Annotated in this window: 22 protein-coding genes; 12 read left to right on the forward strand and 10 right to left on the reverse strand. The window is 72.4% G+C overall.

Translation table 11 applies throughout. From position 1 onward, the window contains the following. The first annotated feature begins 71 nt into the window (after positions 1-71). On the forward strand, positions 72-920 hold the full coding sequence (gene recX, locus G3I53_RS17115) for a recombination regulator RecX (protein ID WP_164338355.1): 849 nt from the start codon (positions 72-74) through the stop codon (positions 918-920). A gap of 87 nt (positions 921-1,007) precedes the next feature. On the opposite strand, the gene G3I53_RS17120 is transcribed toward recX, so the two are convergent. The 7 genes from G3I53_RS17120 to G3I53_RS17150 form a co-directional block, all read right to left on the reverse strand. Beyond that, positions 1,008-1,451 (reverse strand): rhodanese-like domain-containing protein, encoded by a 444-nt coding sequence (locus G3I53_RS17120; protein WP_164338354.1) that lies wholly within the window; start codon positions 1,449-1,451, stop codon positions 1,008-1,010. Beyond that, positions 1,448-1,996, reverse strand: a complete 549-nt coding sequence (locus G3I53_RS17125; RefSeq protein WP_164338353.1) for a cysteine dioxygenase — start codon at positions 1,994-1,996, stop codon at positions 1,448-1,450. Before G3I53_RS17125 ends, G3I53_RS17120 begins: the two co-directional genes overlap by 4 nt. Before the next feature lie 377 nt (positions 1,997-2,373). Beyond that, positions 2,374-4,008: an FAD-dependent monooxygenase gene (locus tag G3I53_RS17130; protein WP_164338352.1), complete on the reverse strand. Its 1,635-nt coding sequence runs from the start codon at positions 4,006-4,008 to the stop codon at positions 2,374-2,376. Positions 4,009-4,262: 254 nt separating this feature from the next. Then, positions 4,263-5,168 (reverse strand): amino acid ABC transporter permease, encoded by a 906-nt coding sequence (locus G3I53_RS17135; RefSeq protein WP_164338351.1) that lies wholly within the window; start codon positions 5,166-5,168, stop codon positions 4,263-4,265. Further along, positions 5,165-5,842 (reverse strand): amino acid ABC transporter permease, encoded by a 678-nt coding sequence (locus tag G3I53_RS17140; RefSeq protein ID WP_164338350.1) that lies wholly within the window; start codon positions 5,840-5,842, stop codon positions 5,165-5,167. Before G3I53_RS17140 ends, G3I53_RS17135 begins: the two co-directional genes overlap by 4 nt. Positions 5,843-5,974: 132 nt before the next feature. After that, positions 5,975-6,820, reverse strand: coding sequence for a glutamate ABC transporter substrate-binding protein (locus G3I53_RS17145; protein ID WP_164338349.1), 846 nt, complete (start codon positions 6,818-6,820; stop codon positions 5,975-5,977). Positions 6,821-6,902: 82 nt separating this feature from the next. Next, complete coding sequence (locus G3I53_RS17150) at positions 6,903-7,679, reverse strand: amino acid ABC transporter ATP-binding protein (RefSeq protein WP_164338348.1); 777 nt, start codon at positions 7,677-7,679, stop codon at positions 6,903-6,905. A 285-nt stretch (positions 7,680-7,964) separates the two neighbouring features. On the opposite strand from G3I53_RS17150, the gene G3I53_RS17155 reads away from it, so the two are divergent. Together G3I53_RS17155 and G3I53_RS17160 are read left to right on the forward strand one after the other, a co-directional pair. Further along, on the forward strand, positions 7,965-8,651 hold the full coding sequence (locus G3I53_RS17155) for a response regulator transcription factor (protein WP_164338347.1): 687 nt from the start codon (positions 7,965-7,967) through the stop codon (positions 8,649-8,651). Between the two features lie 9 nt (positions 8,652-8,660). Then, on the forward strand, positions 8,661-10,097 hold the full coding sequence (locus tag G3I53_RS17160; RefSeq protein ID WP_164338346.1) for a HAMP domain-containing sensor histidine kinase: 1,437 nt from the start codon (positions 8,661-8,663) through the stop codon (positions 10,095-10,097). Here G3I53_RS17160 and G3I53_RS17165 read toward each other — a convergent pair. Continuing rightward, positions 10,076-11,071, reverse strand: a complete 996-nt coding sequence (locus G3I53_RS17165) for a TAXI family TRAP transporter solute-binding subunit (RefSeq protein ID WP_164338345.1) — start codon at positions 11,069-11,071, stop codon at positions 10,076-10,078. The genes G3I53_RS17160 and G3I53_RS17165 overlap by 22 nt on opposite strands. 131 nt (positions 11,072-11,202) lie before the next feature. Here G3I53_RS17165 and G3I53_RS17170 point away from each other — a divergent pair, with 131 nt between their 5' ends. The 5 genes from G3I53_RS17170 (at position 11,203) to G3I53_RS17190 (ending at position 17,390) form a co-directional block, all read left to right on the forward strand. Then, positions 11,203-11,607: a MazG nucleotide pyrophosphohydrolase domain-containing protein gene (locus G3I53_RS17170; protein WP_164338344.1), complete on the forward strand. Its 405-nt coding sequence runs from the start codon at positions 11,203-11,205 to the stop codon at positions 11,605-11,607. 184 nt (positions 11,608-11,791) lie between these two features. Continuing rightward, positions 11,792-13,729, forward strand: coding sequence for a cellulase family glycosylhydrolase (locus G3I53_RS17175; protein ID WP_164338343.1), 1,938 nt, complete (start codon positions 11,792-11,794; stop codon positions 13,727-13,729). A 139-nt stretch (positions 13,730-13,868) separates the two neighbouring features. Then, positions 13,869-14,774: an NAD(P)H-binding protein gene (locus G3I53_RS17180; protein ID WP_239063957.1), complete on the forward strand. Its 906-nt coding sequence runs from the start codon at positions 13,869-13,871 to the stop codon at positions 14,772-14,774. 146 nt (positions 14,775-14,920) lie between these two features. Next, positions 14,921-16,447, forward strand: coding sequence for a tRNA (N6-isopentenyl adenosine(37)-C2)-methylthiotransferase MiaB (gene miaB, locus G3I53_RS17185; RefSeq protein ID WP_164338342.1), 1,527 nt, complete (start codon positions 14,921-14,923; stop codon positions 16,445-16,447). A gap of 202 nt (positions 16,448-16,649) precedes the next feature. After that, a complete protein-coding gene (locus tag G3I53_RS17190) occupies positions 16,650-17,390 on the forward strand; it encodes a class III extradiol dioxygenase subunit B-like domain-containing protein (RefSeq protein ID WP_164438520.1) in 741 nt (246 codons plus the stop codon). Between the two features lie 126 nt (positions 17,391-17,516). On the opposite strand, the gene G3I53_RS17195 is transcribed toward G3I53_RS17190, so the two are convergent. Both G3I53_RS17195 and G3I53_RS17200 read right to left on the reverse strand, forming a co-directional pair. Next, positions 17,517-17,789 (reverse strand): antitoxin, encoded by a 273-nt coding sequence (locus G3I53_RS17195; protein WP_164333821.1) that lies wholly within the window; start codon positions 17,787-17,789, stop codon positions 17,517-17,519. 25 nt (positions 17,790-17,814) lie between these two features. Beyond that, the gene (locus tag G3I53_RS17200) at positions 17,815-18,120 is read right to left on the reverse strand and encodes a hypothetical protein (RefSeq protein ID WP_164333820.1); all 306 of its coding nucleotides are present in this window, start codon (positions 18,118-18,120) and stop codon (positions 17,815-17,817) included. 129 nt (positions 18,121-18,249) lie between these two features. On the opposite strand from G3I53_RS17200, the gene miaA reads away from it, so the two are divergent. From miaA to G3I53_RS17220, 4 genes are all read left to right on the forward strand, one after another. Further along, the gene (gene miaA, locus G3I53_RS17205) at positions 18,250-19,188 is read left to right on the forward strand and encodes a tRNA (adenosine(37)-N6)-dimethylallyltransferase MiaA (RefSeq protein WP_164333819.1); all 939 of its coding nucleotides are present in this window, start codon (positions 18,250-18,252) and stop codon (positions 19,186-19,188) included. Between the two features lie 108 nt (positions 19,189-19,296). Next, positions 19,297-19,800: a hypothetical protein gene (locus G3I53_RS17210; RefSeq protein WP_164333823.1), complete on the forward strand. Its 504-nt coding sequence runs from the start codon at positions 19,297-19,299 to the stop codon at positions 19,798-19,800. Positions 19,801-19,856: 56 nt separating this feature from the next. Then, positions 19,857-20,726 (forward strand): diaminopimelate epimerase, encoded by an 870-nt coding sequence (gene dapF / locus G3I53_RS17215; RefSeq protein ID WP_164438521.1) that lies wholly within the window; start codon positions 19,857-19,859, stop codon positions 20,724-20,726. A gap of 300 nt (positions 20,727-21,026) precedes the next feature. Further along, positions 21,027-23,099, forward strand: a 2,073-nt coding sequence (locus G3I53_RS17220; RefSeq protein WP_164438522.1) for an HD domain-containing protein, incomplete at its 3' end; no start/stop codon positions are given.

Below are 23,099 nucleotides of genomic sequence, written 5' to 3' on the forward strand. Positions count from 1 at the left end.
GCACCGGCCGCCGTGCCCGCCCCCGCGGCCAAGGCGGCCAAGTCCAAGGCCGCCACGGCCAAGAGCTGACCGTGACCCGGCGGACCGACTGGGCCGAGTACGACATCGCCGCCTCCGACGTCCCGGCGAGGGACCGAAGAGGCGGCGACGGCCCCGACCCCGACGGAAACGGGATCTTCGGGGACCAGGCTCACGACCGACAGGCGTACGGGCACGCGACGGGCGGCACGGAGAGACGCGCGGCGCACGGTGATGCCGATGCGGGCGCACCGTTCCGTGCGCGTGGTCCACGGGGGGACGGCCCGCGTGACGGCGGGTCGCGTGGTGGACGCGGTCGCAGGCGCCGGAGCTCCGGCGAAGCGGACGCCATGGACGGGGGCACCTCTTCTTCGTCGAGGGCCGAGCGGGAGGAGCCTCCGGGGGACCCGGTCGAGCGGGCGCGGGCCATCTGTCTGCGCCTGCTCACCGGGACCCCGCGTACCCGGAAGCAACTCGCCGACGCCCTCCGCAAGCGGGACATCCCCGACGAGGCCGCCGAGGAGGTGCTGTCCCGGTTCGAGGAGGTCGGACTGATCAACGACGGTGCCTTCGCCGACGCCTGGGTGGAGTCCCGGCACCACGGCCGGGGACTGGCACGCCGCGCGCTCGCCCGGGAGCTGCGCACCAAGGGCGTCGATCCGACGCTCATCGACGCCGCCGTCTCCCAGCTCGATTCCGAGCAGGAGGAGACCACCGCCCGCGAGCTGGTCGCCCGCAAGCTGCGCGCCACCCGCGGCCTGGACCGCGACAAGCGGCTCCGCCGCCTCGCCGGCATGCTCGCCCGCAAGGGCTACCCCGAGGGCCTCGCCCTGCGCGTGGTCAGACAGGCACTCGAGGAGGAGGGCGAGGACACCGACTTCCTGGGCGACGCCACCGACTGAAGCGGCCGGGACGCCGGTGAGACACCCTCCGAGCCGGGGGCGCCCTGTGCTGTCCCCGCGCACGTAGCCCTCGCGGCGGCACCACCGTCAGCCCCGCGGAGGCTCCACCGGCAGGCCCGCGGCACGCCACGCCTGGAAGCCGCCGACCAGATCGGTGGCCCGGCACAGCCCCAGCCGGTGCAGGGACTCCGCCGCCAGACTGGAGGCGTACCCCTCGTTGCAGACCACCACCACGCGCAGGTCGTGCCCGGTTGCCTCGGGCAGGCGGTGACTGCCCGTCGGATCCAGCCGCCACTCCAACTCGTTGCGCTCGACGACCACGGCACCCGGGATCAGCCCGTCCCGTTCCCGGAGCGCGGCGTAGCGGATGTCGACGAGCAGGGCCTCGCCCGCGCGTGCCGCCTCGTGGGCCGCCTGCGGTCCGACGCGCGTGTAGCCGGCGCGCACCTGTTCCAGCAGGTCGTCGATTCCCCGGGCGCGGTCCGGCCCGGTGTCCGGGGTCCCGGTGGTCTCCGTGTTCGGGTCGCTCACTGCCAGTCCTCCGGGCGTTCCACCTGCTCCAGACGCAGGATCCGGCCGCTGCGGCTGTAGCGGCGGATCCGCGGCAGGGGCGGGTGGTAGGCGTGCACGGACACCGCGTGCCGGTCCGGGGACTCGTTGAGCACCTCGTGCACGTGGTGCTGTCCGAAGGCGCGGCCCCGCCCGGCCGGCAACAGGCGTTCCCGGTCCACGCCGTCGGTCAGTTCCAGCGTCCGCCAGCCGTCGGTGGGCAGCCGGGCGGCCAGCGAGTTCTCCGTCAGCTCGCCCGAGGCGGTCATGAAGGCGCCGACCGAGTCGGCGTGGTCGTGCCAGCCGGTACCGGTGCCCGGCGGCCAGCCGATCAGCCATGCCTCGCTGCCACCCGGCCCGTCGAGCCGCACCCAGGTGCGGCCCTCGGGGGCGAGCGGCAGGGCGGCGATCAGCTCGGTGTCGGCGGCGACGCGCCGTACGAAGTCCAGGAGTTCCGCCTGCGTGGGCGCCGGGTCGTCGGCCGACGAGGGCGAGGCGGGGGAGGAGTCAGTGGGGAAGACAGACACGTGCACCGTCCTGAGGAACGTTCGCGGAGACACGCGGCGGCAACAGCAGCCACGGGGGCAGCCGGCGGCGCGCGGGAGGAAAGGTAGGAACGCGAATCAACAGGACGTGCGACACACGCAGCCCGCGTAGCGGACGAGGTCCATGTGGACCCTCCGCCACAGGTGCACGCAGGTGTCGGTCACGGTCCGGAGTACACCACGGGGCGACCCGGGGCTTCAACTCACGCCCGGCATGTGACACCCGGATCGGTGAGCAGCACCAGGCCCTGACGCCGATTCACCGGCCGGACGGGCGGCGGCGGGCCGTACTTGTCACGGGGCCATGCGCCTCATGGCGCATGGCGCGCATGGGGGGCGCTTCCCCCCCCGGCACACGCTCAGGACGACACCGTCTCGGCTTCCGCCTCCGCCTGCGCCTCCGACTCCTTCTCCGTGTCCGTGCTCGCCGGTCCCCCGAGCACCGTCTCGGCCGCCGCGTACAGGTCCGCCGGTCGCACCCCGTTCAGGGCCGTGACGAGGTGTCCGTCGGGACGCACCAGCAGCACGGTGTGCGCGGCCGCTCCCGGATACTCCTCGGCGACCAGCAGTTCGGCCGGGTGCGGCAACGCCTCCACCGCCGCCGCGAGCCGGGGCATGATGCCGGCGGACACCCAGTGCCGGCGCGCCCACACCCCCGTACCGGGGGCGATCAGCACGACGAGGAGGGCACCGCGCCCGAGCCGTTCCCGCAGGGGCACGAAGGTGCCGTCCTCCGCGGTCACGACGACGTCCGTGACCGGCGCGCCGGGAGGCGTGTCGACGGGCACGGCCCCCTCCAGGTCACGCGGCGTCAGCGGTGAGGGGTCGTACACGCCCGGCGTGCCGACCGGCCCCTCCCCGAGGTGGCCGTCCATCAGCAGGGAGTCGTGGCCCCGGCCCGTCCCGGGCAGCCGGGTCCGCAGCCCCCCGCCGCCGCGCAGCAGCGGCAGCACCTGGTCGGCGGCCCGCAGCCGGGCCGCGACCAGGGCTCGGCGCTCGGTCTGGTAGCTGTTCAGCAGTGCTTCGTGCGGGCCGTGGTGCCAGGCCAGCGCCAGTTTCCAGGCGAGGTTGTCGGCGTCCCGCAGCCCCTCGTCCACCCCGTGGGTCCCCAGCGCGCCCAGGAGGTGGGCCGCGTCCCCGGCGAGGAACACGCGGTCCGCCCGCCAGCGTCGGGCGAGCCGGTGGTGGACGGTGTGGACGCCGGTGTCCAGCAGCTCGTAGGGCGGGGTCGTGCCGTCGGTCCAGCCGGCCAGGGTCTCCCGGACCCGGGCCAGCAGCAGCTCGGGCGTGACGAGGTCCTTGCCGGGCGGGAGGAGCCAGTCCAGCCGCCACACCCCGTCCGGCAGGGGGCGTGCGGTGATCTCCCCGGCCGAGGGCCCGCTGGTGCGCCAGGGCGGCAGCCGGTGCAGCAGGGCGACGTCCTCCCAGGGCAGGTCGGCCCGCAGGGCCGCCACGGCGTGCCGCTCCACCGCCGTCCGGCCCGGGAAACGGATGTCCTGCAGCTTGCGCACGGTCGAGCGGGGGCCGTCGCAGCCCACCAGGTAGCTGCCGCGCCACCAGGTGCCCGCCGGGCCGCGGGTGTGGGCGGTGATGCCTGAAGGTTCCTGCTCCAGGGAGTCCAGGCGGCTGTCCACGGCCACTTCGGCCAGCCGCTCGCCGGCCAGGGCGGCGCGCAGGGCATCGGTCAGCACATGCTGGGCGATGTGCAGCGGGGCGGGGTCGCCGGTGTCGTCGAAGAAGACCTCACGCATCACCTGCTTGCGCCGCATCGACCGCCATCCGGCCCAACGCGCGCCGTACTGGTCCAGGGGCAGCCCGGTCAGTCTCTCCATCAGAGCCGCGGTGTCCTCGCGCAGCACGACGGTGCGCGCCGGACGCGGATCGTCCTTGCCCGGTCCCTCGTCCAGGACCACGCAGGGCACCTCCTGGCGCGCCAGCGCCAGGGCGAGCGTGAGCCCGACGGGCCCCGCTCCGACGATGATCACCGGGTCCACGGCGCTGCGTCCCCTGCTCGAAGTGACGTCCCGGGGGACAGGGGTGAACAGGAAAATGGAGCAGGGTGCACGATCACACAACGTATGCAACCCATTGCCGGTGCTTGCGTCAAGTGACCGAAGCGAGTGGCGATCATGAACCTCGGCGGAGCGTGTCACACGACGCGACCGCTGATGACACGCGTCCCTCCTCATACGGCTGTGGCCCGCCGGTCGGCCGGCGGGCCACAGTCCTGTCCTGCGGTGACGAGGCGTCACACGGTCTTGTCGCCGCCGGCATCGGGCGCCCCGACCTCACCCGCGTTCAGGTCGACGACGTCGTCGGCCCCGAGCACCGCACCCGTGCCGCGCTTGCTGCTGCGCAGCCTGACCTCGAGCCAGGAGGCGAAGGAGGTGAGGATGAAGTTGAGCACGATGAAGATGATCGCCACGACGATGAAGCTGGGGATGACGTTGGCGTAGTTCGCCGCGAGGGTGCCGCGCGAGTTGAGCAGCTCGGTGAAGCCGAGCATGACGCCACCGAGCGCGGTGTCCTTCACGATGACGACGAGCTGGCTGACGATGGCCGGCAGCATCGCGGTGACCGCCTGCGGCAGCAGGATGCTCTTCATCGTCTGGCTCTTGCGCAGGCCGATCGCGTAGCCCGCCTCGGCCTGGCCCTTGGGCAGCGAGAGGATGCCCGCCCGGACGATCTCGGCGAGGACCGAGGCGTTGTAGAGCACCAGGCCGGTGACGACCGCGTACAGGGGGCGGTCGGCACTGCTGACGTCCGTGGACCGCGCGAAGAACTCGTTCGCGAAGAGCATCAGGAGGAGCACCGGGATGGCCCGGAAGAACTCCACGATGACAGCGGCCGGCGCGCGGACCCACCGGTGGTCCGACATCCTCGCGATGCCCAGAACGGCGCCCAGGGGCAGGGCGATGATCATGGACAGAGCCGCGGCCTTCAGGGTGTCGGCGAGACCGGGCAGCAGATACGTCGTCCAGGCGTTGGCCTCGGTGAACGGCTTCCACAGGGACCATTCGAGCTGGCCCTTGTCGTCCATGACCCGCCAGATCCACCAGAGCAGCAGCGCCAGGAGGACGAAGAAGACCACGGAGAGGATCACATTGCGCCGCTTGGCCCTGGGGCCGGGAGCGTCGTAGAGAACGGAGGTCATCGCTTCACCGCCAGGCGCTTGCTGAGCCAGTTGAGGAACAGACCGGTGGGCAGGGTCAGCACCACGAAGCCGAAGGCGAAGACCCCGCCGATGAGGAGTGTCTGTGCCTCGTTCTCGATCATTTCCTTCATCAGGAGCGCGGCCTCAGCGACACCGATCGTGGCCGCCACGGTCGTGTTCTTGGTCAGGGCGATCAGCACGTTGGCCAGCGGGCCGATGACCGAGCGGAACGCCTGCGGCAGCACGACGAGCCGGAGCACCTGGCTGAAGTTCAGTCCGAGGGCCCGGGCGGCCTCCGCCTGGCCGACGGGCACGGTGTTGATGCCCGAGCGGATCGCCTCGCACACGAAGGCGGCGGTGTAGGCGACGAGGCCGAGCACGGCCAGTCGGAAGTACTTGAGCTCGAAGTCGTCCGGCGCGCCCATCGCCACGCCGAAGATGTCGGCGAGGCCGAGCGAGGTGAAGACGATGATGACCGTCAGCGGGATGTTCCGGACGACGTTCACGTACGTGGTGGCGAAGCCACGCATGAGCGGGACCGGGCTGACGCGCATGGCCGCGAGCAGGGTGCCCCAGATCAGCGATCCGATGGCCGAGAAGACGGTGAGCTGCACCGTGACCCAGAAGGCGCCCAGTAGGGACGGGTCGTCATAGTTTGAAAGAAAGTCGAACACGATCTCCCGCGCTTCCGGGTGTGTGACGTACGTGGCGGACGTGACGTGCCGCCGCCGGCCCGGTGGGGGACGGCGGCACGTTCGCGGCTCCCCGCGGAGGGCGCGGGGAGCCTGCGTCGGCGGAGTCCCGCGTTACTGGACGATCTGGCCGATCTTCGGGGCTTCCTCGTACTTGTAGTTCGCGGGGCCGAAGTTCTTCTCGACGGCTTCCTTCCACGCACCGTCGGAGACCATCTTCTCCAGCGCCTTGTTGACCTTGTCCACGGTCTCGGTGTCGCCCTTCTTGACCCCGACGCCGTAGTTCTCGTTGCTGAGCTTCAGGCCGGCCAGCTTGAACTTGCCCTTGTACTGCTCCTGGGCGGCGTAGCCGGCGAGGATCGAGTCGTCGGTGGTCAGCGCGTCCACCTGCCCGTTCTGCAGGGCGGACAGGCACTCGGAGTAACCACCGCGGTTGCTCAGCTGGGCCTTCGGGGCGAAGTCCTTCTTGACGTTCTGCGCCGAGGTGGAGCCGGTCACCGAGCAGAGCTTCTTGTCGTTCAGGTCCGTGGCCTCGGAGATGTCCGAGTCGGACTTGACCAGGAGGTCCTGGTGGGCCAGCAGGTACGGACCCGCGAAGTCGACCTTCTCCTTGCGCTCGTCGGTGATCGAGTACGTCGCCGCGATCAGCTTCACGTCCCCGCGCGAGAGGGCGTTCTCACGGTCGGCGCTCTTGGTCTCGACCCACTCGATCTGGTCGGGCTCGTAGCCGAGCTCCTTGGCGACGTAGGTGGCGACGTCCACGTCGAAGCCGGAGAAGGAACCGTCCGGCTCCTTCAGGCCCAGGCCGGGCTGGTCGTACTTGATGCCGATCTTGATCTTGCCGCCGCCCCCGGAGGACGACGAACCGCTGTCGTTGCTGTCGTCGCCGCCGCACGCGGTGGCGGTGAGGGCAAGGGCGAGTACGGCGGCCGAGGCGGCAGTGACCTTGCGGAGCTTCATGGTGCACATCCTTTGGCTGTGAAGTGGTGCGGCCCGGTAGGTGTGTCCGGTGACGCAAGTCGTCGGGGCGCTGGCTGCGCCGTCAGTGATGCAGGATCTTCGACAGGAAGTCCTTGGCACGGTCGCTGCGCGGGTTGCTGAAGAACTGGTCCGGCGAAGCCTGTTCGACGATGCGGCCGTCGGCCATGAACACCACGCGGTTGGCGGCCGAACGGGCGAATCCCATCTCGTGGGTCACGACGATCATGGTCATACCGTCCCGGGCGAGCTGCTGCATGACTTCCAGCACCTCGTTGATCATCTCCGGGTCGAGGGCCGAGGTCGGCTCGTCGAAGAGCATGACCTTGGGCTCCATGGCCAGGGCGCGCGCGATAGCGACGCGCTGCTGCTGGCCACCGGAGAGCTGCGCGGGGTACTTCTCCGCCTGCGCGCCGACGCCGACCCGGTCGAGCAGGGCACGGGCCCGCTCCTCGGCCTTCTTCTTGTCCGCCTTGCGGACCTTGACCTGGCCCAGCGTCACGTTCTCGAGCACGGTCTTGTGCGCGAAGAGGTTGAAGGACTGGAAGACCATGCCCACGTCGGCCCGCAGCCGGGCGAGCTCCTTGCCCTCGGCGGGCAGCGGCTTGCCGTCGATCACGATCGAGCCGGTGTCGATCGTCTCCAGGCGGTTGATGGTGCGGCACAGGGTGGACTTCCCGGACCCGGAGGGCCCGATGACCACGACGACTTCACCTCGGGCAACCGTCAGGTCGATGTCCTGGAGTACGTGCAACGCGCCGAAGTGCTTGTTGACGCTCTTCAGGACGACCAGGTCGCCGGTCGCGGCCACATCTTCCTTGGCCACCGATACTTCGGTCATCGCTCTCAGGCTCCGTCCTCCTCGGTTTCGGAGGACAGTAGTAATCGTTCAGACCTGCGTCATTACATCTGAGGGGAATCTGAGCATCACGATCCGATAGCAATCGGACACCTGTCGTGGCACTTGTGAGCAGGGGTGATTTCGTGCGGGTAACGGTACCGAAGCGCAACCGGAACCCTCTTGACGCCGTCCTCATCCATCGGCGTGACTGCAAGGTGCACGCGCGCGTGCACGCGTTTTTCTACACGCATCGATCGTACGGCCGATGAACCGAGAGGGGCCCGGATGAGACTGCTGCTCGTCGAGGACGACAACCATGTCGCCGCCGCCCTGTCGGCGGTGCTGGCGCGGCACGGTTTCGACGTCACTCACGCGCGCAGCGGCGAGGAGGCCCTCCAGGCGCTCGTACCGGAGGGCGATGGCTTCGGCGTCGTCCTGCTCGACCTGGGCCTGCCCGACCAGGACGGCTACGAGGTCTGCGGCAAGATCCGCAAGCGCACCAGCACCCCGGTGATCATGGTCACCGCCCGTTCCGACGTGCGCTCGCGCATCCACGGCCTCAATCTCGGCGCCGACGACTACGTCGTCAAGCCCTACGACACGGGCGAGCTGCTGGCCCGGATCCACGCCGTCAGCCGGCGTTCCGCCCCGGAGGACGTGGCCGCCGCGAGCGAGACAGAGCTGCGGCTGGGGCCCGTCCACATCGAGCTGCCGACCCGCCAGGTCAGCGTCAACGGATCGGTCGTCCAGCTGACCCGCAAGGAGTTCGACCTGCTGGCCCTGCTCGCCCAGCGCCCGGGGGTCGTCTTCCGGCGCGAGCAGATCATCAGTGAGGTGTGGCGCACCAGCTGGGAGGGGACCGGGCGCACCCTGGAGGTGCACGTGGCCTCGCTGCGGGCGAAGCTGCGGATGCCGGCCCTCATCGAGACCGTGCGCGGCGTCGGGTACCGGCTCGTCGCGCCCGCGGCGTAGCGGGGCCGGGTGCACACGCGTCTGCTTCCGCTGCTCATCGTGCTGATGGCGGCCGTCCTGCTCGCGCTGGGCGTGCCCCTCGCGGTGAGCCTGGCCGGCGCGCAGCAGCAGAAGGTGGTCGTCGACCGGATCGACGACACGGCGCGTTTCGCGGCGCTGGCCCAGTTCGTCACCGAGCCCGCCGACCCGGTCGCGGGGGATGTCAACGAGCGGCGGGAGACCCTCGGCAGGGAGCTGAGCAGCTACCACGACGTCTACGGGATCAGGGCCGGCGTCTTCTACCGGAACGACTCGCCCATGGCGCACGCGCCGGCCGACTGGTTCCTGCCGCGCTCGGGCGAGGTCCGTGACGCGTTCCAGGAGGCGCTGCTCAGCCGTCGCAGCCACGACCCCGAGCAGGTGTGGCCCTGGCAGCGGCGCAATCTGGTCGTCGCCTCGCCGGTGATCCGCGACGGTGACGTGGTCGCGGTGGTCGTCACCGACTCGCCGACCGGCCAGATGCGCTCCCGCATCCTGCAGGGCTGGCTGGTGATCGCGGCGGGCGAGGCGGCCGCGATGCTGCTGGCCGTCGGCGCCGCCCTGCGGCTGACCGGCTGGGTGCTGCGGCCGGTCCGGATCCTGGACGCCACCACCCACGACATCGCCACCGGACGGCTGAAGTCCCGCGTCGCGGTGGCGGGCGGGCCGCCGGAGCTGAGACGGCTGGCCCGCTCGTTCAACGAGATGGCGGACAACGTCGAGAGCGTGCTGGAGCAGCAGCGCGCCTTCGTCGCGGACGCCTCCCACCAGCTCCGCAACCCCCTCTCGGCGCTGCTGCTGCGCATCGAGCTGCTCGCCCTGGAGCTGCCCGAGGGCAATGAGGAGATCGCCTCCGTCCAGGCCGAGGGCAAGCGGCTGGCACGGGTCCTGGACGACCTGCTCGGCCTGGCGCTGGCCGAGCACAGCGAGCCGCACCTCCAGGTCACGGACATCGGCGCGCTCGCCGCCGAGCGGGTGGCGGCCTGGGCGCCCACCGCGGAGGCGAAGGGGGTGCGCCTGGTCGGCAGCTGTCCGCCCACCACCGCGTGGGCGGACCCGGTCGGGCTGTCCAGCGCCCTGGACGCGGTGATCGACAACGCCGTGAAGTTCACGCCCGAGGGCGAGACCGTCGAGGTGACGGTCGGCTCCGACCGGGACACCTCCAGCGTCGTGGTCACCGACAACGGGCCGGGGCTGACCGACGAGGAGCTGACCCGCGTGGGCGACCGTTTCTGGCGCAGCGGCCGGCACCAGAACGTCAACGGGTCCGGGCTCGGCCTGTCCATCACGCGGGCCCTGCTGTCGGCGGGCGGCGGCTCGATCGCGTACGACCACCACGAACCGCACGGGCTGCGGGTCACGGTCACGGTGCCGAGGCACGGGTTCGCGGCGGGGGAGAACCTGCCTCAGGGCTTGACGGACCGGTAGTAGCGGCGCGCGCCCTCGTGCAGCTGGAGCGGGTCGGTGTAGATGGCGGTGCGCACGTCGACCAGCTGCGCCGAGTGCACGTGCGCGCCGATCCCGTCCCTGCTCTTGAGCACGACGCGGGTCAGCCACTCGGTGATCCGGGCATCCACGTCCGACCGGGTGATCAGCAGGTTGGTGACGGCCATCGTCGGGACGGTGGCGCCGTGCTGGCTGCCGGGGTAGGCCGACTCGGGCATGTTGGTGGCCCGGTAGTGGCGGGCGGCGCCGCCCAGCCGGTGCAGCTCGCCGACCAGGCTCGCCTCGATCGGCACGAAGCGCAGCGCCGAGTCCTCGGCGAGTCCCTTCAGCCCGTCCGTGGGCAGGCCGCCGGACCAGAAGAACGCGTCCAGGCCGTGGCCGAGCCGCTCCGGGCCGATGTCGATGCCCTCGGAGGAGGGCCGGATGTCCGTCTCCGGGTCGATGCCGGCCGCCTCCAGGACACGGTTGGCGATGAGCCGGACCCCGGACTTGGGCGGCCCTATGGCGACCCGCTTGCCCCGCAGATCGGTGACGGAGCGGATGTCCGAGCCGGGGGCGACCACCAGCTGGACGTAGTCGTCGTAGAGGCGCGCGACCCCGCGCAGCCGGTCGGCGCCCGGCCCGCCCCGCAGCCGGTACGTCTCCACGGCGTCGGCGGCGGCGATGGCGTAGTCGGCCTGCCCGGTCGCCACGCGCCGGAGGTTCTCCTGCGAGCCGTCGCTGGTCTGCAGCCGTATGTCGAGGTCGGGCATGTGTCTGCCGAGCGAGGAGCGCAGGAGCTCGCCGTACTTCTGGTAGACACCCGCGCGGGTGCCCGTGCTCATCGTCACCGTGCCGCCGGGCGGCTCCTCGGCCCAGGGCTTGTGCCACCACAGCAGCAGCCCGAGCGCGACAAGGGCGGCGACCGCGCCCCGCAGGGCCCGGCGCCTGCCGACCCGGGACAGCGCGTGGAACATGCGCGCGATCCTGCCAGCCCGTGTGCCCCGCTGACCAGGGCGAGGCTCACAGGGCGGGCGCGGAACGCGGGCCGGGCCGGCGCGGGGGGCTGTCAGCGGGGGCTGTCCGAGGGGGCCACTACAGTCGCGGCATGAGTGCTTCGCCCGCCGACCTCGTCCGCGCCTTCCACCGGGCCTTCGGTCTGGACGCGCGCGACGTGCCGTCCCGGGTCCCGCCCGAGCTCGCCGCCCAGCGGGGCGAACTGCTGGCGGAGGAGGCCGCGGAGGTCGCCGAGGTGTCGGTGACCGGCCCGCTCGACCGGCTGGCGCACGAACTGGCCGACGTGGTCTACGTCGCCTACGGGACGGCGCTGGTCCACGGCATCGACCTCGACGCGGTGATCGCCGAGGTGCACCGCTCGAACATGACGAAGCTGGGCCCCGACGGCCGGGTCACCCGCCGCGCCGACGGGAAGGTCCTCAAGGGCGACCACTACCGGGCGCCGGACGTGGCGGCGGTGCTGCGGCGGCAGGGCTGGAATCCCGACAGCGCCTGATTCCGGACAGCGGCTCGCCCACAAGCCGGTTTGTCACGCGCACGCCTGGACCTCCGGCCACCCGTCCCCCATGATGACGGATCCATGACAACGATGGCATCGGTCATCGGCACCGGCATCGGTGACCGGCCGTCGGTCATCGGCATGGGCACTGGCATCGGCATCGGCATCGAGGGCGGTCATCGTGCGCGGACTTCTCGTCAGGGCCACACTGGCCGCGGCCCTCGTCGTCGCGCCCCTGTCCACGGCCACCGCCGCCTCGGCGCAGGACCGGGACGCGCCCGCCACGGCCCCCGCCGCGCCCCGCGCCGTCACAGACGCCGAGGCCGGCTGGACCCCGCCGCTCAGCACCCGGGGCCGCTGGATCGTCGACGCCGACGGCAACCGCTTCCGCCTCCGCTCGGGGAACTGGCACGGCGCCAGCGGCACCTGGAACGGCTCGGGCAGCTGGGACGACGACGCCAACCACCACGCGGGCGAGAACGCGGGCCGCGTCCCGCTCGGCCTGGACCGCGCCCCCATGGCCGAGATCATCGCGGGCTTCCGGGAGATCGGGATCAACAGCATCCGGCTGCCGTTCTCCAACGAGATGATCCACGACACCACGCCCGTCACCGACGACGCCGTCGCCGCCAACCCGTCCCTGCGCGGCAGGACCCCGCTGGTGGTGTACGACACGGTGGTGCGTGAACTGACCGCCGCCGGCCTCGCGGTGATCCTCAACAACCACACCAACACCACCCGCTGGTGCTGCGGGGTGGACGGCAACGAACGCTGGAACGCGAGCCGCACCACCGCCGAGTGGGAGGACGACTGGCTGTTCATGACCCGCCGCTACCGGGACAACGACCGCGTGGTGGGAGCCGACCTGTACAACGAGGTGCGCCGGTCCGTCTGGGACGACCCGAACTGGGGGCTCGGCGACCGGCACGACTGGTTCGCCGCCTCGCAGCGGGTCGCCGACCGCATCCTCACCGAGGCCGACCCGGACCTGCTGATCGTCGTCGAGGGCATCAACTGGACCGGCCTCCCCGTCGACGGCCTCCCGCACGGGCGCCCCACCCTGGAACCTGCCCGCCACCTCTCCCACACCCTCGTCGACTCCGGGAAACTGGTCTACTCCGCCCACTTCTACGGCTACACCGGCCCCCGCCACACCGGCGCCACCGGCCTGGGCGAGACCAGCGACCCCCGCTACCAGGACCTGACCCCGGCCGAACTCGTCGACGTCGTCGACCGGCAGGCCCTGTTCGCGGCGGCCGACTCCGGCCGCCACTACACCGCCCCCGTGTGGATCAGCGAGTTCGGCGTCGGGGGCCGCGAGGAGACCGCCGCCGCACCCCGCGCCTGGTTCGAGAACTTCGTCGACCACCTGATCCGCAGCGACGCCGACTTCGCGTACTGGCCGCTCGTCGGCTGGCACGACAACCGCCGGGGCAACGGCTGGGCCCTGCTGCACTGGGACGCGGCGGGCCACCGCATGGGCGTGTACGACGGCGACGACTGGCGGGCCGCAGCCTGGAGCCGCCTCGTCGGGGCAGCGGGACGGACCGGCCCCGTGGCCCCCGCCGCCGACTGGTCCATGCTCAGCCCCGACCACGGCGACTTCGTCCAGTCCCGCCGGATGCGGGCACTGCCCGACTTCGACCCCGGCGCGCGCAAGGCCGTCTGCCCGGACGGACAGCGGCTGATCGGCCTCGGCCACACCGGCCGCCGCGGCCTGTGCTCGGACGTGACCGCCGGGGACCTCGCCGCCAAGGGCGGCGGACACCGCGTCGTCGTCGACGAGCGGTACGTGGAAGCGGGCCGCGACTGGGCCGGCGGCTACACCAAGCTGCAGTGCCCCGAGGGGTACTTCATAACGGGGTACGCCGTGCGCGGCTCGGCCGTCTCCTCCGCCCTCTGTTTCGAAGCGGCCCCCGAACGGCTCGGCGGGAACGGCCGCACGGTGTGGTTCGACCGCGGTGACAACCGGGGCCCGGCTCCCGGGGGCGGCGACTTCGCCCACGGCCACTACAAGGGCCAGTGCGCCGACGGGGAGTACCTGGCCGGGGTCGCCTACACCGGCCGCCTGGGGTCGTGGCGCACCCCGGACGCGCTGTACTGCCGCGCCCTGCGCTGACCGCCGTCCGCAGCCCGCCGTCCGCAGCCCGCCGTCCGCAGCCCGCCGCCCGGCCGCCTGCCGCCGGATGAGACGGTCGCGCATGGGTGTGAGCCTGTGGGCCATGGAGCGTCTCACCACCGTTGATTTGAATGACGACATGAATGACGACATGAACGACAACATGAGCCATCAAGCGCAGAACACCGCACCCACCACCGCAGTCACCACCGCATCCGGACCCGGCTCCGTATCCGCACCCGCGCCCCTCCTCGTCATCGGCGGCACCGGCAAGACCGGCCGACGGGTCGTCGACCGCCTCCGGGCGCTCGGGAGGCCCGCGCGCGTGGGGTCCCGCAGCAGCACGACTCCCTTCGTCTGGGAGGACGAGGGCACCTGGCAGGCCGCGCTGGACGGGGTCTCCGCCGCGTACGTGACCTATTACCCCGACCTGGCGTTCCCCGGGGCGAAGGAGGCCGTCGGCCGGTTCGCCGCCTTCGCGGTGGCCCGGGGGGTGCGCCGGCTGGTGCTGCTCTCCGGCCGGGGCGAGGAGGGCGCCGTCGCCGCCGAGGACGCCCTCAAGGCGTCCGGCTGCGACTGGACCGTCGTCCGGGCGAACTGGTTCGCCCAGAACTTCAGCGAGAGCTTCTTCCTCGAACCGGTCCGCTCGGGCGAGCTGGTGCTGCCCGCCGGGGACGCCGTCGAACCCTTCGTGGACGCCGGCGACATCGCCGACGTCGTGGTCGCGGCCCTCACCGACGACCGTCACACCGGCCGGACCTACGAACTGTCCGGACCCCGCCTCCTGAGCTTCCACGACGTGGTCCGCGACCTGTCCGCCGCCACCGGCCGGACCATCATCTACGTCCCGGTCGGAGCCGACGACTACCGCGCCGCACTGCGGGCGGCGGGCGAGCCGGAGGAGTTCGCGGACCTCTTCACCCTGATCACCGACGGCCGGAACGCCAGTGTCGTGCACGGCGTCCGGGAGGTGCTCGGACGCGAGCCCAAGGACTTCTCGGCCTACGCCGACGAGGCCGCGGCCACCGGCGTCTGGGACGTCTGATCACCGTCACCCCGTCGCGGCACCCGCCGGTCCGGGCGGGCCGCGACGGTCCGCGCGCGGGGCGCTCGCCGGGCCGGGGATCCCGCCGCGGGGGCCGGAGGGGAGGACTGGGGCGGAGGGCTCCGCGAAGCGCCTACCCTTGAGCAATGACCAGCAGCAGCGACCGGAGCCCGGCAGTGGACGTTCGATCATCTAAAACGTATGAAATTCGCACCTACGGGTGCCAGATGAACGTCCACGACTCCGAGCGATTGGCCGGGCTGCTCGAGGACGCGGGCTACGTGCGCGCCCCGCGAGGCTCCGAGGGTGACGCGGACGTCGTCGTCTTCAACACGTGCGCCGTCCGCGAGAACGCCGACAACAAGCTCTACGGCAACCTCGGCCACCTCGCCCCCAAGAAGGCGAGCCGGCCCGGCATGCAGATCGCGGTCGGCGGCTGCCTGGCACAGAAGGACCGCGACACGATCGTGAAGCGGGCCCCCTGGGTGGACGTCGTCTTCGGCACGCACAACATCGGCAAGCTGCCCGTCCTGCTGGAACGCGCCCGCGTCCAGGAGGAGGCACAGGTCGAGATCGCCGAGTCGCTGGAGGCGTTCCCCTCCACGCTCCCGACCCGCCGTGAGAGCGCCTACGCCGCCTGGGTGTCGATCTCCGTCGGCTGCAACAACACCTGCACCTTCTGCATCGTCCCCGCGCTGCGCGGCAAGGAGAAGGACCGCCGTCCCGGCGACATCCTCGCCGAGATCGAGGCCCTGGTCGCCGACGGCGTCTCCGAGATCACCCTGCTCGGCCAGAACGTCAACGCCTACGGCTCCGACATCGGCGACCGTGAGGCGTTCAGCAAGCTGCTGCGCGCCTGCGGAGGCATCGACGGCCTGGAGCGCGTCCGCTTCACCTCCCCGCACCCCCGGGACTTCACCGACGACGTCATCGCCGCCATGGCGGAGACGCCCAACGTGATGCCGCAGCTCCACATGCCGCTGCAGTCCGGCTCCGACCCGATCCTCAAGGCGATGCGCCGTTCCTATCGGCAGGAGCGCTTCCTCGGGATCATCGACAAGGTCCGGGCCGCGATCCCGCACGCGGCGATCAGCACCGACATCATCGTGGGCTTCCCCGGCGAGACCGAGGAGGACTTCGAGCAGACCCTGCACGTGGTGCGCGAGGCGCGCTTCGCCCAGGCGTTCACCTTCCAGTACTCCAAGCGGCCGGGCACCCCGGCCGCCGAGATGGACGGCCAGATCCCCAAGAAGGTCGTCCAGGAGCGCTACGAGCGGCTGGTGGCCCTCCAGGAGGAGGTCTCCTGGGAGGAGAACAAGAAGCAGATCGGCCGGACCGTGGAGCTGATGGTCGCGGAGGGCGAGGGCCGGAAGGACGACACCACTCACCGCCTGTCGGGCCGCGCCCCCGACAACCGGCTGGTGCACTTCACCAAGCCGGACCAAGAGGTGCGCCCCGGTGATGTGGTGACCGTCGAGATCACCTACGCCGCCCCCCACCACCTCCTCGCGGAGGGCGCCGTCCTGGACGTCCGGCGCACCCGCGCGGGCGACGCCTGGGAGAGGCGCACCGCGGAGAAGGCCGCCCAGCCCGCGGGCGTCATGCTCGGCCTGCCGAAGGTCGGCGTCCCCGAGCCGCTCCCGGCCGCTACCGGCGGCTGCGGCCTCGACTGACGGACGGCGCTCGAGGGCCGGCACCGAGGCCACGGCAGTAGCGGCTCTGCGCGTCCGGCGGGAGCCGCTCCGGCCACGGGGCGGCGGCTCTGCGCGTCCGGCGGGACCCGGGGGCACGGTTATCACTCCCGCCCCGGGCCATCGCGGGGGGTGCGGGCGTGCGGTGGGCCGGGGCGCGGGGGCGCGGGCTACGCTGCCGATCATGCTTGTCGCCGCTGCCGTCTGCCCCTGCCCGCCGCTGCTCGTCCCCGAGGTCGCCGCGGGCGCCGCCCCCGAACTGGACGCCGCACGCGCCGCCTGCGCGGTCGCACTCGGCGTACTCGCCGCGGCCCGGCCCGACCTGCTCGTGGTGGCCGGCCCCGCCGACGGTACCGGTCCCGCGTTCTATCCGCAGGGCACCGCGGGGTCCTTCCACGGCTTCGGGGTGGACCTCGGGGTGCGGCTCGGCGCGAGCCCGGACAGAACCGGGGACGCGCCGGACACCGAGGCGGGCCGGGACCTGCCGCCCGCGCTGGCCGTGGGCGCATGGCTGCTCGACCGGGCCGGATGGACGCATGCCCCGGTCGAGGGACTCGGCGTGCCGGAACCGCTCGCGGCCGAGCGGTGTATTCAAGAGGGAAGGGACCTCGCCGCCCGGGCGGAGCGGGTGGCGCTGCTGGTGATGGGCGACGCCAGCGCGTGCCGCACGCTCAAGGCACCCGGATATCTCGACGAGCGGGCCGCGCCCTTCGACGCGGAGGTGGCGCGGGCGCTGGAAGCGGCCGACACGGCGGCCCTGCGTGCGCTGGACCCCGTCCTGGCGGGGGAGCTGAAGGTGTCGGGCCGGGCCCCCTGGCAGGTACTGGCGGGCGCGGCGGAGAACACCCCGTTCACGGGGGCGCTGCTGCACGAGGACGCCCCCTACGGCGTGGGCTATCTGGTGGCCACCTGGTCCCGGCCGTGAGCCGCTCGGACCGGTGAGCAGCGGTGGCGGACGCCGGGGAACGGCGGACGTCGCGGAACGGCGGACGCCGGGGAACGGCGGACGGCCGGGAGCCGTCGTGCTCCCGGCCGTCCGCCGTATCACCCCTCAGGAAGCGGGCGGGGGCCCCGCCGGCGGCGTGCTGCCGCCGCCCGCGCCGGAACCGGGCTCGTCCTTGTGCGCGAGCCGGTCCACGGCGTCCTTGGCCTTGCCCGTGCCCGTCTGGATCCTGTCGCTGTACTTGCCCTTGGTCCTCTGGTCGACGGTCTTCGCGGCCTTGTCCAGGCCGCTCTGGATCTTGTCCCCGTGCTGCTGGGCGAGGTCGGAGACCTTCCCCTTCGCCGGGCCCAGTTTGGCCTTCAGATTGTCCAGGAGACCCATGGTTCACCTTCCGTCACGGCCGGTCCTATGTGCGGGCGCCCTCACCGGCGTCGCTGCCGGCCGCCTCGGCGGACTGCTGCTTCGGGATCCCGACGCCGTCGGCGCCGGAGGCGGAGCCGCCCGCCGCCCCGCCGGACGGCTCCTGCTCCCCGGCGGACTCCTCCGTCGCCGTGGCCGGTGCCGTCTCGTCGGTCGCCGGTCCGGCTGCCGCCTCGTCCGTCTGCTGTCCGTCCGCCTGCGTCCCGTCCGCCGGGGTCCCGGCGGGCGGGGCTTCCTCCGTCTCCGCGGTCCTGGCCCCGGATCTGCGAAGCAGCCGTGCGAAAACGCCCATGTCAACTCCATACGGTACTCGTGCGGGAGGCGTCCCGCGTCGTCGCGCGTTGCTACGGGAACGACCCCGTCCGCCTGCCGTCACGTAACTCGTTCGAGGCCCGGGTGAGAGGTTTGGGAGACTGGATCAGTGAGCAGCGCAGCCCCCGCCCCCCGCGTCATCGCCGTCGTCGGCCCCACTGCGGCCGGAAAGTCCGATCTGGGTGTTTTCCTGGCGCAACGCCTCGGAGGTGAGGTCGTCAACGCCGACTCGATGCAGCTCTACCGAGGGATGGACATCGGCACAGCCAAACTGACGCCCGAGGAGCGCGGCGGGGTGCCGCACCACCTCCTGGACATCTGGGACGTGACCGTCACCGCCTCCGTCGCCGAGTACCAGCGGCTCGCGCGGGAGCGGATCGACGCCCTGCTCGCCGAGGGCCGCTGGCCGGTCCTGGTGGGCGGCTCCGGCCTCTACGTCCGCGGTGCCGTCGACAACCTCGAGTTCCCCGGGACCGACCCCGACGTGCGCACCCGCCTGGAGGAGGAGCTCACGCTGCGGGGCCCCGGCGCCCTGCACGCCCGGCTCGCCGCCGCCGACCCCGCGGCCGCCCGGGCCATCCTGCCGAGCAACGGACGCCGGATCGTCCGCGCCCTGGAAGTGATCGAGATCACCGGCCGGCCGTTCACCGCCAACCTCCCCGGCCACGACTCGGTCTACGACACCGTCCAGATCGGCGTCGACGTGGCCCGGCCCGAGCTGGACGAGCGGATCGCCCGCCGGGTCGACCGGATGTGGGAGGCCGGCCTGGTCGACGAAGTGCGCGCACTGGAGGCGCAGGGGTTGCGCGAGGGGCGTACGGCCTCGCGCGCGCTCGGCTACCAGCAGGTGCTCACGGCGCTCGCGGGCGAGTGCACCCTCGACGAGGCGCGTTCGGAGACCGTGCGTGCCACCAAACGCTTCGCGCGCCGTCAGGATTCATGGTTCAGGCGCGACCCGCGGGTGCACTGGTTGAGTGGGGCCGCGGAGGATCTGGGGGAACTTCCGCAGCTTGCGCTGTCGTTGGTCGAACGACCGGTTACAGCCTGATCACGTCATGGCATCGGGACGCCCAGGCCGTCATCCGGGCCTGTGACGGCGTGCCATCATCGAGCTTCGATCGACCAAGTGGAGTCCAAGTTGGGAGGGCGCGTGGCGATGGAGGCCGGCCCTCGCGACACCGCACACGGCACCGAGCACCTCACCACCGAGCGGGGTGACCGGGAGCAGGAGACCGACCGTCTCAGCCCCGACGGGCCGGAGGAGACGCAGGGCGGTGTGACCGACGACGGCCCGGAGCCGGAGGAGATGTTCCAGGGCGGCGACGAGGTCGAGGTCGAGCTGCGCCCGCAGCGCCGACTGCGCCTGTGGCAGCTCGCGCCCATCGTCGGTCTGGCCGCGGTCGGCTCCCTGATGTTCGCCTTCCCGCTCGCCTTCGACTTCGGCGACAGCGGCGCCGTGATCGCCATGCTGGGCCTGCTGATCTGCTCCTGTTCCGCGGGGTGGGGCATGATGGCCGCCCGCCGGGTGGGCTACACCTGGCCCGGCCTGCCGTCCCGCGGCTCCGGCCGCAGACCCGACTGGCGGGTCGTGGCCGCGTACGCGGTGCTGGTCGTCGGCGTCGTCGCCCTGGCCGTTTGGCGGGTCGCCCGGCTCCGCTGACCCCCCGGGTCCGGAGGGGGCGAACACGCCCGCGCGCCACCCCGTACGATCGAGGAATGAGCACGCGGACCGCCTTCCTCAAGGGGCACGGCACCGAGAACGACTTCGTGATCGTCCCGGACCCCGAGAACACCGTTGATCTGCCCCCGGCCGCCGTCGCCGCCCTGTGCGACCGCCGCGCGGGCCTCGGCGGCGACGGGCTGCTGCACGTCGTGCGGTCCGCGGCGCACCCTGAGGCGCGCGCCATGGCGGCCGACGCCGAATGGTTCATGGACTACCGCAACGGCGACGGCTCGGTCGCCGAGATGTGCGGCAACGGCGTGCGGGTCTTCGCGCGCTACCTCCAGCGCGCCGGGTATGTGACCGAGGGGGACCTCGCGATCGCCACCCGCGGCGGCGTGAAGAGCGTGCACCTCGCCAAGGACGGCGACATCACCGTCGGCATGGGCCGCGCCCTGCTCCCCGACGGCGAGGTCACCGTGAGCGTCGGCGCCCGCAGCTGGCCCGCGCGGAACGTGAACATGGGCAACCCGCACGCGGTGGCCTTCGTGGACGACCTGGCCCACGCCGGCGACCTGCTGGCCCCGCCCGCCGTCGGCCCCGCCTCCGCCTACCCGGACGGCGTGAACGTCGAGTTCGTGGTCGACCGCGGCCCCCGTCACGTGGCGCTGCGGGTCCACGAGCGCGGGGCCGGCGAGACCCGCTCCTGCGGCACCGGCGCCTGCGCGGTCGCCGTGGCCGCCGCCCGCCGTGACGGCGTCGACCCGACGGTCACCGGCACCCCCGCGACCTACACCGTGGACGTGTCCGGAGGGCGGCTGGTGATCACCGAGCGGCCCGACGGCGAGATCGAGATGACCGGACCGGCGGTGATCGTCGCCGAGGGCTGGATCGAGCCCGAGTGGCTGGAGAAGGCGCTCGGTTGAGGACGGTGGTGGCTTGATATCCCAGAGGCGTGTGTGCCTGCCGGTGCCGTTCGCGGTGCCGGGAGCCGCGTCCGGCTTCGGGATGACGGGCGCCGTTCCCGGCGGTGGCGCAAAATCGTCCCTGCACCCGGCTTCGCTCGAATGGGTGATCCGTTTCACGCTCGGCCGGAGGCGGCCGGTTGCGCATGCTGGGGTCGGTAGCATCAAGCACCGGCCCGGACGGGAGGACGCACAGCGTCTCCCGAGCCCGAGTCCGCCCTGGGGCGCCCCGTCCGCCGGTCCATGCAGCCGGAGGTGCCCATGAATGCGGAGGCCGTCAATCCCGCGACGCCGGGTCGTGCGACAGCGGGGCACGACACACCGGCGGGACCACGCAGGAAGGCCCGCCCCCGGCTCGATCTGCGCCGGCTCGGCCGCGCCGCCCTCCTCGGCCCCGCCGCCCGGGACCGGCTGCCCGACGCCATCGGCCACGTCGTCGAGGCCCACCGCGCGCACCACCCCGACGCCGACCTCGAACCACTGCGCCGCGCCTACCTGCTGGCCGAGTCCTCGCACCGCGGCCAGATGCGCAAGAGCGGCGAGCCGTACATCACCCACCCGCTCGCCGTGACCCTCATCCTCGCCGAACTCGGCGCCGAGACCACCACGTTGACGGCCTCACTGCTGCACGACACCGTCGAGGACACCGAGGTGACCCTCGATCAGGTCCACGAGGAGTTCGGCGAGGAGGTCAGCTACCTCGTCGACGGCGTCACCAAACTGGAGAAGGTCGACTACGGCGCCGCGGCCGAGCCCGAGACCTTCCGCAAGATGCTGGTCGCCACGGGCAACGACGTGCGCGTGATGTCGATCAAACTCGCCGACCGGCTGCACAACATGCGCACCCTCGGCGTGATGCGCCCGGCGAAGCAGGAGCGGATCGCCAAGGTGACCCGGGACGTCCTCATCCCGCTCGCCGAACGGCTCGGCGTCCAGGCCCTGAAGACGGAACTCGAGGACCTGGCCTTCGCGATCCTGCACCCCGAGGAGTACGAGCACACACGCGAGCTGATCCTCCGCAACGCGGACCGCGATGACGACCCGCTCGCCGAGGTCGCCGACGACGTCCGCACGGTGCTCCGCGAGGCCGACATCACCGGCGAAGTGCTGATCCGGCCGCGCCACTTCCTCTCCGTGCACCGGGTGTCCCGCAAACGGGGGCAGCTGCGCGGCGCCGACTTCGGCCGTGTGCTGGTCCTGGTCGGCGAGGACGCCGACTGCTACGGCGTCCTGGGCGAACTGCACACCTGCATGACCCCCGTGGTCTCGGAGTTCAAGGACTTCATCGCCGTCCCCAAGTTCAACCTCTACCAGTCGCTGCACACCGCCGTGGCGCGCGAGGACGGCCAGGTCGTCGAAGTCCTCATCCGCACGCACCAGATGCACAAGGTGGCCGAGGCCGGGGTCGTCGCCCTCGGCAACCCCTACGCGGCGCCCCCGGAGGAACTGTCCGCGCCGGACGGCGAACGCGCAGACCCGACCCGCCCCGGCTGGTTGTCCCGCCTGCTGGACTGGCAGCGGGCCGCCCCCGACCCCGACACCTTCTGGTCCACCCTGCGCGAGGACCTGTCCCAGGACCGGGAGATCACCGTCTTCCGCCCCGACGGCGGCACGCTCGGCCTGCCCGAGGGCGCCAGCTGCGTGGACGCCGCGTACGCGCAGTACGGCGAGGACGCGCACGCCTGCATCGGCGCCCGGGTCAACGGGCGCCTGGCCACGCTCAGCACCGTGCTGAAGGACGGCGACACGGTGCAGCTCCTCATGGGCCAGGACCCCGCCTCCGAACCCTCCCGGGAGTGGCTCGACCACGCCCACACGCCCGCCGCGCGGATCGCCATCCAGCGGTGGCTGACCGCCCACCCCGCCCAGGACGAGACGACCGGGACCCCGGCGGTACCCTCCCGGCCCGCGGCCGACGGGCCCGCCGCGGCCCCCGCGTCCCGGGCGGTGCCGGACCGCCCCGCCGCCTCCCACGCCCAGGTCCTGGCCGACCGCCCCGGAGCGGCCGTACGGCTCGCCCGCTGCTGTACGCCGGTCCCGCCGGACGAGGTCACGGGGTTCGCCGTGCGCGGCGGCGTGGTCACCGTGCACCGGGCCGGGTGCGCGGCCGTGGCCCGCATGAAGGCGGCGGGCCGGGAAGAGGTCTGCGTGCGCTGGGGCGAAGGCGCCGAGTGCCGGGTCACCCTGGTCGCCGAATCGTTCGTCCGGCCCCACCTGCTCGCCGACCTCACCGAGGCCATGGCGGTCGAAGGCGCCGAGATCGTCTCCGCGACCGTCGAGCCCCCGACCCAGCAGCAGGTACGGCACACGTACACCGTGCAACTCCCGGACGCC

The sequence above is a fragment of the Streptomyces sp. SID14436 genome (genome assembly GCF_010548465.1).
In the GTDB taxonomy this organism is placed as follows: Bacteria; Actinomycetota; Actinomycetes; order Streptomycetales; family Streptomycetaceae; genus Streptomyces.

Excerpts from the sequence above, each read along its gene's own strand:
- G3I53_RS17195 (WP_164333821.1), bottom strand. The coding sequence starts at position 17,789 with ATGGGTCTCCTGGACAATCTGAAGGCCAAACTGGGCCCGGCGAAGGGG.
- G3I53_RS17135 (WP_164338351.1), bottom strand. The coding sequence starts at position 5,168 with ATGACCTCCGTTCTCTACGACGCTCCCGGCCCCAGGGCCAAGCGGCGC.
- dapF (WP_164438521.1), top strand. The coding sequence starts at position 19,857 with ATGAGCACGCGGACCGCCTTCCTCAAGGGGCACGGCACCGAGAACGAC.
- miaB (WP_164338342.1), top strand. The coding sequence starts at position 14,921 with ATGACCAGCAGCAGCGACCGGAGCCCGGCAGTGGACGTTCGATCATCT.
- G3I53_RS17145 (WP_164338349.1), bottom strand. The coding sequence starts at position 6,820 with ATGAAGCTCCGCAAGGTCACTGCCGCCTCGGCCGCCGTACTCGCCCTT.
- G3I53_RS17190 (WP_164438520.1), top strand. The coding sequence starts at position 16,650 with ATGCTTGTCGCCGCTGCCGTCTGCCCCTGCCCGCCGCTGCTCGTCCCC.
- G3I53_RS17210 (WP_164333823.1), top strand. The coding sequence starts at position 19,297 with ATGGAGGCCGGCCCTCGCGACACCGCACACGGCACCGAGCACCTCACC.
- G3I53_RS17170 (WP_164338344.1), top strand. The coding sequence starts at position 11,203 with ATGAGTGCTTCGCCCGCCGACCTCGTCCGCGCCTTCCACCGGGCCTTC.
- G3I53_RS17165 (WP_164338345.1), bottom strand. The coding sequence starts at position 11,071 with ATGTTCCACGCGCTGTCCCGGGTCGGCAGGCGCCGGGCCCTGCGGGGC.
- G3I53_RS17200 (WP_164333820.1), bottom strand. The coding sequence starts at position 18,120 with ATGGGCGTTTTCGCACGGCTGCTTCGCAGATCCGGGGCCAGGACCGCG.
- G3I53_RS17155 (WP_164338347.1), top strand. The coding sequence starts at position 7,965 with ATGAGACTGCTGCTCGTCGAGGACGACAACCATGTCGCCGCCGCCCTG.
- G3I53_RS17180 (WP_239063957.1), top strand. The coding sequence starts at position 13,869 with ATGAATGACGACATGAACGACAACATGAGCCATCAAGCGCAGAACACC.
- G3I53_RS17150 (WP_164338348.1), bottom strand. The coding sequence starts at position 7,679 with ATGACCGAAGTATCGGTGGCCAAGGAAGATGTGGCCGCGACCGGCGAC.